This window comes from Limnohabitans sp. (genome assembly GCF_044361645.1).
GTDB lineage: Bacteria > Pseudomonadota > Gammaproteobacteria > Burkholderiales > Burkholderiaceae_C > Limnohabitans_A.
In genome coordinates this window covers 1-9,692 of the sequence record NZ_JBIKIL010000137.1, presented here as the reverse complement: position 1 = coordinate 9,692, position 9,692 = coordinate 1, and the positions used below count along the sequence as shown (strand labels likewise).

General features: G+C 58.7%; 8 protein-coding genes and 1 pseudogene. 1 reads left to right on the top strand and 8 read right to left on the bottom strand.

Annotated features, from left to right (window positions below; genetic code table 11):
* The 5 genes from rpsR to ppsA form a co-directional block, all read right to left on the bottom strand.
* A partial coding sequence (gene rpsR / locus ACIQ39_RS16795) for a 30S ribosomal protein S18 (RefSeq protein ID WP_396435746.1) occupies positions 1–229 on the bottom strand: 229 nt, incomplete at its 3' end.
* Positions 230–243: 14 nt separating this feature from the next.
* On the bottom strand, positions 244–531 hold the full coding sequence (gene priB, locus ACIQ39_RS16790; RefSeq protein WP_396435745.1) for a primosomal replication protein N: 288 nt from the start codon (positions 529–531) through the stop codon (positions 244–246).
* A 17-nt stretch (positions 532–548) separates the two neighbouring features.
* Complete coding sequence (rpsF, locus tag ACIQ39_RS16785) at positions 549–914, bottom strand: 30S ribosomal protein S6 (protein WP_396435744.1); 366 nt, start codon at positions 912–914, stop codon at positions 549–551.
* A 98-nt stretch (positions 915–1,012) separates the two neighbouring features.
* On the bottom strand, positions 1,013–3,139 hold the full coding sequence (locus ACIQ39_RS16780; protein WP_396435743.1) for a VC_2705 family sodium/solute symporter: 2,127 nt from the start codon (positions 3,137–3,139) through the stop codon (positions 1,013–1,015).
* A 31-nt stretch (positions 3,140–3,170) separates the two neighbouring features.
* Entirely contained in the window at positions 3,171–5,561 is a 2,391-nt protein-coding gene (ppsA, locus tag ACIQ39_RS16775) for a phosphoenolpyruvate synthase (protein ID WP_396435742.1), read from the bottom strand.
* Between the two features lie 148 nt (positions 5,562–5,709).
* On the opposite strand from ppsA, the gene ACIQ39_RS16770 reads away from it, so the two are divergent.
* Positions 5,710–6,531 (top strand): pyruvate, water dikinase regulatory protein, encoded by an 822-nt coding sequence (locus ACIQ39_RS16770; RefSeq protein ID WP_396435741.1) that lies wholly within the window; start codon positions 5,710–5,712, stop codon positions 6,529–6,531.
* Positions 6,532–6,636: 105 nt separating this feature from the next.
* Here ACIQ39_RS16770 and glmM read toward each other — a convergent pair whose 3' ends face one another.
* The 3 genes and pseudogenes from glmM to ACIQ39_RS16755 form a co-directional block, all read right to left on the bottom strand.
* Positions 6,637–7,965, bottom strand: coding sequence for a phosphoglucosamine mutase (gene glmM, locus ACIQ39_RS16765; protein WP_396435740.1), 1,329 nt, complete (start codon positions 7,963–7,965; stop codon positions 6,637–6,639).
* A gap of 131 nt (positions 7,966–8,096) precedes the next feature.
* Positions 8,097–8,933, bottom strand: coding sequence for a dihydropteroate synthase (folP, locus tag ACIQ39_RS16760; RefSeq protein WP_396435739.1), 837 nt, complete (start codon positions 8,931–8,933; stop codon positions 8,097–8,099).
* Between the two features lie 86 nt (positions 8,934–9,019).
* Positions 9,020–9,692: pseudogene (locus ACIQ39_RS16755) on the bottom strand (cell division protein FtsH); the annotation flags it as partial.

Sequence of the window (9,692 nt, the reverse complement as noted above, 5' to 3'; positions counted from 1 at the left end):
TGATGGCGGTGTTGAGCTGCCGCTGAAAGATGGCACGGGTGCCAGTCAAACGAGCGGGGATGATCTTGCCGTTTTCGGCGATGAAGTCACGCAAGGTGTCGACATCTTTGTAGTCGATCTCTTCGACGCCCGTCACGGTGAAGCGGCAAAAGCGCTTGCGTTTAAAGAGCAATGACTGGGTGTTGCGCTTGGGGCGCTTGTCTTTGTTGAATTTTTTGAACGTGGCCATGGGGCCTCCTGAAATTAAACTTGCTGAAACTCTTGAATGTGCAACACGACACTTTTGCCTTGTCGAGGGGTGGCCAAAAAGCCTTTGAACGTCCAAACACTGCCAACCGCTTGCTTGACCAGTCTTTCTGCCAGAGACCCGAAGGCCAAGGCACGAAGTTTCAACTGGACTTTGCGCATTTGCCCGGCTTCTTCGATGTCAGAGGCATGCTCCAAAATCAAATCAAGTGCGGGCAAACCAGCAGGCGTGTATCGCAAAGCAGCTTGCTCGGCAATACTGGCATGGAGTTCGGTGCGGTTCACGCCTCAACAAGTGGGTGTCAAGCGGCGAATTCGGCTTGTTGGGATTTGCGGGCCTCTTCCCGCTCGACGGTCTTCATCATGGACGAAGGACCGGCATCGGCTTTTTTCTTGAGCACCGTCAGATGACGCAGCACGGCATCGTTGAATTTGAACGCGTGCTCGAGCTCGGCCATCACCGCCTGATCGGCTTCGATGTTGACGCACAGGTAGTGGGCTTTGCCCAGCTTGTTGATCTGATAGGCCAACTGGCGCCGACCCCAGTCTTCCACACGGTGGATCTGACCACCGCCGGCAGTGATCATGCCTTTGTAGCGCTCCAGCATGGCGGGAACTTGTTCGGACTGATCGGGATGGATCAGCAAAATGATTTCGTAATGACGCATTGAGACTCCTTGAGGTTAAACCAAAAAATGGTTGGATCAGCTGCCCCCAGCGTCTGTCGGGGTGCAGCAAGGTAAAGCCTGTGATTATAGCCCGAACATCACAGCCCAGGATAGTGATTGACCTGCCCCGTTGTAGAGGACTGAGAAGGCTGGGCGGGGCTGACCAGCCGCTGCGGGATGAGCCAGGTGGCCACAACCATGACAGCAAAACCAAGCGGGACACCAAAGACACCCGCCGACATGGGCTGAATGCCCCACCACAAGCCATCAAAGGGGTCGAGTCTCCAAAAGTGGCGAAAACTCGGCGCATTGACCAGCATGTAAAAAATGGTCACCCCCAAACCTGACAACATGCCCAGCACCACCGCCCAGCGATGAACGCGCCGCCAAAGCATGCCCAAGACCATGCCTGGAAAGAATGCCGAAGCCGCCAAAGAAAAAGAGGCCGAGACCAATGCCAAGATTTCAGCCGGCTTGAAAGCCGCCACCACCGAGGCCAACATGGCCACGGCCAACAAGGCGAATTTGGACAAAATCACCCGACCCTCTGAAGATTGGGGCCGCTTGCCACCGCTATGGCGCATGTCGCGCACCAAGGCATTGCTGATGGTCAAAAGCAAGCCATCGGCTGTGGACAAAGCGGCGGCCAAGCCGCCAGCGGCCACCAAACCAGAAACCACGAAGGGCATACCGCCCATCTCAGGCGTGGCCAACATGATCATGTCGGCCCCCAGTTTGAGTTCGCCCAATTGCAAAATGCCATCGCCGTTGACATCCGAAAATGACAACAAAGCAGAGTCCAGCCTTGCCCATTGCGCCATCCAACTGGGCAATTCTGAAAAACTGCTGCCCACCAAATTATTCAGCACCTCAAATTTGACCAACACGGCCAAAGCCGGCACGCTCAGGTAAATCAGCCCAATGAAAAACAATGACCAAGCCACCGAGCTGCGCGTCTCAGCCACCGAGGGCGAGGTGTAAAAACGGGTCAGCAAATGCGGCAAGCCTGCCGTACCAATCATCAAGCAAAACACCAAGGCCAAAAAGTTCATGCGCGATTGGCTGAAAAGTTGGCCCAGCGCAAAATCGGCATCGGGCTCGCCCATGAAGGCTTGGGTGTGTGGGGGCATGCCACCCAAAGGCTGCGCCCGCTCTGAGTTGTCGTGCATGGCGCGGGTCCACAACTCACGCGCTGCCGAGGGGTCATGGGGCACCGCCAACAGCTCGCGTCGCACTTGGGCGACGGCAGCAAAATCAGCCCCTTGAGCTTTGAGCACCCGGATTTTCTCCTCCAACTCTTGGCGCAAAAGAACCATGGCCGTGTCTACATCTTGCAAACGCAAAGCAAAAATCCTGGCCCTTTGAGCGTATTCGTGCCGAACCTCCAACTCGGCCGGATCGTTCAACAGGCGCTTTTCAATGTCGGCAATGGCGGACAGCTGGGCCGCGTAAACCAAAGGTGCGACCGGATTGCCCAGTTGTTTGTAGGCCAACCAAGACACGGGGATCAAAAAGGCCAGCAACAGCATGATGTACTGCGCCACTTGGGTCCACGTGATGGCCCGCATGCCCCCCAGAAAGGAGCACAACAAAACCCCTCCCAAGCCCAACAAAATGCCGATCTCAAACTGCACCCCCGTCAGACGTGAGGCAATCAGGCCAATGCCATAAATTTGCGCCACCACATAGGTGAAAGAACACAAGACCGATGCCAAAGCCGCGATCACGCGGGGCCAATGGCCCCCGTAACGCTGGTCAAAGTAATCGGGCAGCGTGTACAGACGCATGGCGCGCAAATGCGGCGCAATCAGCAAGGCCACAAGGCAAAACCCACCGGTCCAACCGATCACGTAGGCCAATCCGCCGGGCTGGTTGCCACTGCCGGAAAATCCTTGCAGATAAAGTGCACCCGCCAAACTGATGAAAGAGGCAGCGCTCATCCAGTCAGCCGCAGTGGCCATGCCGTTGTACATGGCCGGTATGCGCCTGCCGGCCACGTAGTACTCGTCTTCGTCGGAGGTTCTGCCCGCAATCCCGATCAAGGCGTAAATCATGACCGTGCTGAACAGAAAAATAGGCCCAATCAGGTTGCGCGACAAGCCTGCACGCTCGGCCCAAGCCATGCTGGCAATCAAGGCCAGCAAGAAAACCACGTAGAGCAGCACGTTGCGATGCAAGCGCCAACGGTAGGCCGAAGACATGGCCTCTTGCATCGATTTACTCATCGCTCTGGCCTGATCAGGGGCTCTGCTGGGCTCAGCGGCCCAACTGGGTCCAAGTCTCGATCACCGTGTCGGGGTTCAGTGAAATCGAGCTGATGCCCTGGTCCATCAACCAGCGCGCAAAATCCGGATGGTCTGACGGGCCTTGGCCGCAAATGCCGATGTATTTGCCCTGCGCCAAACAGGCCTGTATGGCTTGGGAGATCAAGGCGGTCACGGCCGGGTCGCGTTCGTCGAAATCTGCGGCCAGCAATTCCAAGCCGGAATCGCGGTCCAGGCCCAGTGTCAACTGGGTCAGGTCGTTCGAGCCAATGGAAAAACCATCGAAGAATTCAAGGAAGCGCTCGGCCAAAATCGCGTTGCTGGGCACCTCGCACATCATGATCAGCTTGAGGCCCTCTTCGCCGCGGCGCAGGCCCTGGCTGGCCAACAGCTGGGTGACCTTTTCGGCTTGGCCCAAGGTGCGCACAAAGGGCACCATGATCTGCACGTTGCTCAAGCCCATCTCGCCGCGCACCCGCTTGAGGGCTTCGCACTCCATGGCAAAGGCTTCGCCAAAGTCATGGCTGATGTAGCGCGCAGCGCCGCGGAAACCCAACATCGGGTTTTCTTCCTCCGGCTCGTAACGGCTGCCACCGATCAATTTGCGGTACTCGTTGCTTTTGAAGTCGGACAAACGCACGATGACCGGCTTGGGCCAAAATGCGGCGGCGATGCTGGCCACACCCTCGGCCACTTTGTCGACGTAAAAAGCACGGGGCGAGGCGTGACCACGGGCCACCGACTCCACCGCCTTCTTCAGGTCGGCGTCGATGGCCGGGTAGTCCAAAATGGCCTTGGGGTGCACGCCGATGTTGTTGTTGATGATGAACTCCAAGCGGGCCAGGCCCACACCGGCGTTGGGCAATTGGGCAAAGTCAAAGGCCAGCTGAGGGTTGCCCACGTTCATCATGATTTTGGTTTTGATCTCGGGCAGCACACCGCGTTGGATCTCGCTGACCTCGGTCTCCAGCAAACCGTCGTAGATATAACCGGTGTCACCTTCTGAACAACTGACGGTGACCAAGGTGCCCTCGCCCAGTTGCTCGGTGGCGTTGCCGCAACCCACCACGGCCGGAATGCCCAGCTCGCGGGCAATGATGGCGGCATGGCAGGTGCGCCCGCCCCGGTTGGTGACGATGGCACTGGCACGCTTCATCACGGGTTCCCAGTTCGGGTCGGTCATGTCGGTCACCAGCACATCGCCGGGCTGGACCTGGTCCATCTCGCTGATGTCGACGACCCGCCGCACCGGGCCGGTGCCGATTTTTTGGCCAATCGCCCTGCCCTCAGCGAGGATGGCGCTTTTGCCCTTGAGCTTGTAGCGCAGCTCGGGCGTGCCCTTGGCCTGGCTTTTCACAGTCTCGGGGCGTGCTTGCAAAATGTAGAGCAGGCCATCGCTGCCGTCCTTGCCCCACTCGATGTCCATCGGACGGCCGTAGTGCTGCTCGATCACCACCGCATACCGAGCCAATTGTTCCACCTCGTCGTCGGTGAGGCTGTAGCGGTTGCGCAGCTCGGTGGGCACGTCGGTGGTTTTCACCAGCTTGCCCGACGCGACTTTTTCCTCAGGCGATGCGAACACCATCTCAATCAACTTGGAGCCCAGGTTGCGGCGAATGACGCTGCGCTTAGCCGCAGCCAGCATGGGTTTGTGCACATAAAACTCGTCGGGGTTCACCGCGCCCTGCACCACAGTTTCACCCAAACCGTAGCTGGAGGTGATGAACACCACGTCTTCAAAACCCGACTCGGTGTCGATGGTGAACATGACCCCGGCCGCGCCCAAATCGGAGCGCACCATGCGCTGCACGCCAGCGGACAGCGCCACGTCGGCGTGGGCGAAACCCTTGTGCACGCGGTAGCTGATGGCGCGGTCGTTGTACAGCGAGGCGAAAACCTCTTTCATCTTGTGCAGCACGTCGTCGATGCCCACGACGTTCAGAAAAGTCTCTTGTTGGCCCGCAAAGGACGCATCGGGCAAATCTTCGGCGGTGGCCGAGGAGCGCACCGCAAAAGACGCCTCTGGGTTGCTGCCCTGCAGCCGCACAAAAGCTTCGCGAATGGCTTGCGCCAAATCGGCTGGGAAGGGCTGGGCCACGACCATGGCGCGGATTTCGGCACCCGCAGCGGTCAAAGCGCGCACATCGTCGGTGTCCAAAGCGTCCAAACGGGTCTTGATGCGATCCGCCAGGCCCCCAAACGCCAAAAATTGGCGAAAGGCGTGGGCCGTGGTGGCAAAGCCCGTGGGCACGCGTACCCCTGAGGGCAACTGCGAAATCATCTCCCCCAAACTGGCGTTTTTGCCCCCTACCGACTCGACATCGGTCATGCGCAACAGCTCAAAGGGAACGACCAAAGCGGTCTCACTGAAAAGATCAGACATACAAAGCTCCAAAGTTAAAACCGGGCACCAAGGCGCAGCTCAGTGGTATGACTTGTTCTTGTGATGGAACCGCTGAGCTGTGTCGCCATGGATAATCGACCGATTCTAGGGGTCTTGTTGACCACCGCATTTGAAATTGATCCACCGCATGCCCAATCGCACTGTTTTTTTCGTCTCCGACGGCACCGGCATCACAGCCGAGACTTTTGGCAACGCCATTCTTGCCCAGTTCGACACCAAAACCCGCCATGTCCGACTGCCCTTCACCGACAGCATTGACAAAGCGCACCAAGCTGTCCGGCAAATCAACCACACGGCTGAAACCGAGGGTAAAAAGCCCATTGTCTTTACCACCTTGGTGAACATGGATGTGCTCAAGGTGCTGCAAGAACACTGCCAGGGCATGTTGCTGGACATGTTTGGCACCTTTGTCAACCCGCTGGAAGCCGAGTTGGGCATCAAGTCCCACCACCGGGTTGGGCGCTTTTCGGATGTGAGCAAAAGCCAGGAATACCATGACCGGATCGAAGCCATCAACTTCTCGCTGGCGCACGACGACGGGCAATCGAACCGCGATCTGGAGTCGGCCGAGGTGATTTTGGTGGGCGTGAGCCGCAGCGGTAAAACCCCCACCAGCCTTTACCTGGCGATGCAGCATGGTCTGAAAGCTGCCAACTACCCTTTGATTCCCGAAGACTTTGACCGCAAACAACTGCCGCCAGCCTTGGTGCCACACCGCAAGAAAATATTCGGTCTGAGCATCCACCCCGATCGTTTGTCCGAAATCCGCGCCGAGCGCCGCCCCAATTCGCGCTACGCCAGCATCGAAAATTGCCGCATGGAAGTCTCGGAAGCCGAGGCCATGATGCGCCGCTCCGGCATCCGTTGGCTGTCCACCACCACCAAGTCGATCGAAGAGATCGCCACCACCATCTTGCAAGAGATCAAGCCTGACCGCCTGATTTACTGAGGGATTGCGCCCTGCGCCAAGGCCGGCTTAGGCAAGTCCTGCAAGTTGACACAGCGAAACGCCGCACCGTCCCAACAGCAGCACAGGGCCTCAGCGCAACGGGATTCAGACGAGTGTGGCCGCCATGCGCTCAGCGCAGTGCCGGGCTTGCTCCGCGTCGCGCGCCTCAACCATCACCCGCACCAAAGGCTCCGTCCCGCTGGCGCGGATCAAGACCCGCCCCGCAGTGCCCAACTCGGCCTCGACGGCCTGTTTGGCCGCCCACAAGGGGGCATGCTTTTGCCAATCGAAACCTTCTGCCAGCCGAACGCTGATGAGCGTTTGCGGAAACAAATTCACGCCGTCGAGCAACTGCGCCATGGTCCGGCCGCTGCCCACACAGGCTTGCAAGACTTGCAACGCGCTGATCAAACCGTCACCGGTGGTGTGCTTGTCCAAGGCCAGCAAATGGCCCGAGCCCTCGCCACCGAGCAACCAGCCTTTCTCGTGCAACACCTCCAGCACATACCGATCGCCCACATTGGCGCGCACAAACTGCACCCCGCGCTGTTGGAGGGCCAACTCGACGGCCAAATTGGTCATCAAAGTGCCCACGGCGCCCGGTACGGTCTCGTCGCGGGCCAACCGGTCAGCGACCATCAGGTACAACAGTTCATCGCCATTGAACAAGCGCCCTGTGGCGTCCACCAAAAGCAAGCGGTCGGCGTCGCCGTCCAAGGCCACGCCGTAATCGGCGCGGTGCTGCTGGACCGCTTGCACCAAAGCCTCGGGGTGGGTCGCGCCAACCCCTTGGTTGATGTTCAGGCCATCGGGCGCACAACCGATGGCCATCACCTCCGCCCCCAACTCATGGAAGACCTTGGGTGCAATTTGGTAAGCCGCCCCGTGGGCAGCGTCCACCACAATTTTCAAACCCTTGAGCGTCAAATCGTTGGAGAAGGTGCTTTTGCAAAATTCAATGTAGCGGCCTGCCGCATCGTTCAAGCGGCGTGTCTTGCCTAAAGCCGCAGAGTGCGCCCAAACTGGATCACCCAGCAAACTGGCTTCAACCGTCTCCTCCCAAGCGTCTGACAATTTTTGGCCTTGGGCGCTGAAAAACTTGATGCCATTGTCGGCAAAAGGGTTGTGGCTTGCACTGATCACGACGCCCAGCGATGCACGTTGAGCGCGCGTCAAATAAGCCACCGCAGGCGTGGGCACAGGCCCCAGCAAAACCACGTCAACGCCGGCAGAATTGAAGCCCGATTCGAGTGCACTTTCGAGCATGTAACCAGAGATGCGCGTGTCTTTGCCAATCAACACCACCGGATGGTCCTCCTGGGACTTCAGAACGCGGCCTACTGCATGCGCCAAACGCAAGATGAAGTCCGGTGTGATGGGGCTTTGACCCACCGTACCGCGAATACCGTCGGTTCCGAAATAATGTCGCGACATTAGACTATCCTTTTTTTTGTAATGGTTGGCCTGATTTTAACGACCCAGTGCGGCTTGCAAGCTGACGGCCAGGCGGGCGTCTCATCACGCAAAGCTTGCGTTTTGGGCCCGCAATGGGGCATTTGAACCGGCTACTGCAGCGCCTGCCAGACTTTGATCGCGTCCAGCGTGGCCTTGACATCGTGGACCCGGACCACCGAAGCGCCGCGCTCCACGGCCAGCAATGCCGCTGCCACGCTGGCAGACAAGCGCTCAGAAGGCGGTGGAACTTGACCATCCCGAGCCAACACGGCGGCCAAAGACGATTTGCGCGACCACGCCACCAACAAGGGCCTTCCCGCTTGCAGCAAATCAGATTGGCGGGCCAGCAGCTGGAAGTTTTGTGCCACGGTTTTGCCAAAACCAATGCCTGGGTCCAGCACCCAGCGATTGCGGTGCACCCCCATGGCCTGCAAGGCCTGAATGCGCTCGGACCAAAAGCTTGTGACCGCGGCCAGCACATCACCACGCAGAGGGTCCATTTGCATGGTCTGTGGTTCGCGGTGCATGTGCATCAAACAAATCCCGCATGACGCATGCGCCGCCACCACCTCCAGGGCACCCGGCTGGCGCAAGGCCCAGATGTCATTGACGATGTCCACACCCAAGTCCAAAGCGGCCTGCATCACCTCAGGCTTGTAGGTATCGACTGAAATCGGCACTTGCCAGCGAACCGCCTCACGCAAAAAGGGCAGCAATCGCGCCAACTCTTGCGCCAGCGCCACGGGTTGGGCACCTGGACGGGTGGATTCAGCCCCCACGTCCAAAATGCCTGCACCTTCGCGCAACAGCCGTTCTGCGTGACGCAAAGCCGTTGAGCCCTGCGCATGCTGGCCGCCGTCTGAAAAGGAGTCGGGGGTCAGATTCACAATGCCCATCACCATGGGGATGGAAAGATCCAAATTAAAACGGGTGGTTTGCCAATGCATGCTCAGGCCAAATCAAACCAATACAAAAGAAGCATAAAAAACGGGACCCGAAGGCCCCGTTGACCGGCTGCGCAAGCCTTGCGCCATCAAGCTGCGGTGGTGGCAGGCTCTGGCTGAACCACTGGGTTTGCACCGCCGCTGTTGCCACCCGATGGGGGATTGCGGGGTGTCCAGTCCTTGGGCGGCAAAGGGTCGCGGCCCGCCATGATGTCAGCGATTTGGTCTTTGTCGATGGTTTCCCACTCCAGCAAGGCCTTGGCCATGGCGTGCATTTGGCTGCTGTGACTTTCGATCAGATTGCGGGCCAGGCTGTATTGCGCATCGATGATGCGGCGCACCTCCAAGTCCACCTTTTGCATGGTGGCTTCGCTCATGTTGGTGGTCTTGGTGACCGAGCGGCCTAAAAACACCTCGCCCTCGTTTTCAGCGTAGACCATGGGGCCCAGCGCGTCGGTCATGCCATAGCGCATCACCATGTCGCGGGCAATCGAGGTGGCACGCTCAAAGTCATTGCTCGCGCCCGTGGTCATTTGGTTCATGAACACTTCTTCGGCAATGCGTCCTCCGAACAACATGCTGATTTGGTTGAGCATGAACTCTTTGTCAAAGCTGTAGCGGTCTTTTTCAGGCAGGCTCATGGTCACACCCAGGGCGCGGCCACGGGGGATGATGGTGACCTTGTGCACCGGGTCACACTTGGGCAAGAGATTGCCAATCAGCGCGTGGCCCGATTCGTGGTAGGCCGTGTTGCGACGCTCT

Coding starts and splice junctions, on each gene's coding strand:
- rpsF (WP_396435744.1), bottom strand. CDS start 914: ATGCGTCATTACGAAATCATTTTGCTGATCCATCCCGATCAGTCCGAA.
- ACIQ39_RS16780 (WP_396435743.1), bottom strand. CDS start 3,139: ATGAGTAAATCGATGCAAGAGGCCATGTCTTCGGCCTACCGTTGGCGC.
- ppsA (WP_396435742.1), bottom strand. CDS start 5,561: ATGTCTGATCTTTTCAGTGAGACCGCTTTGGTCGTTCCCTTTGAGCTG.
- ACIQ39_RS16770 (WP_396435741.1), top strand. CDS start 5,710: ATGCCCAATCGCACTGTTTTTTTCGTCTCCGACGGCACCGGCATCACA.
- glmM (WP_396435740.1), bottom strand. CDS start 7,965: ATGTCGCGACATTATTTCGGAACCGACGGTATTCGCGGTACGGTGGGT.
- folP (WP_396435739.1), bottom strand. CDS start 8,933: ATGCATTGGCAAACCACCCGTTTTAATTTGGATCTTTCCATCCCCATG.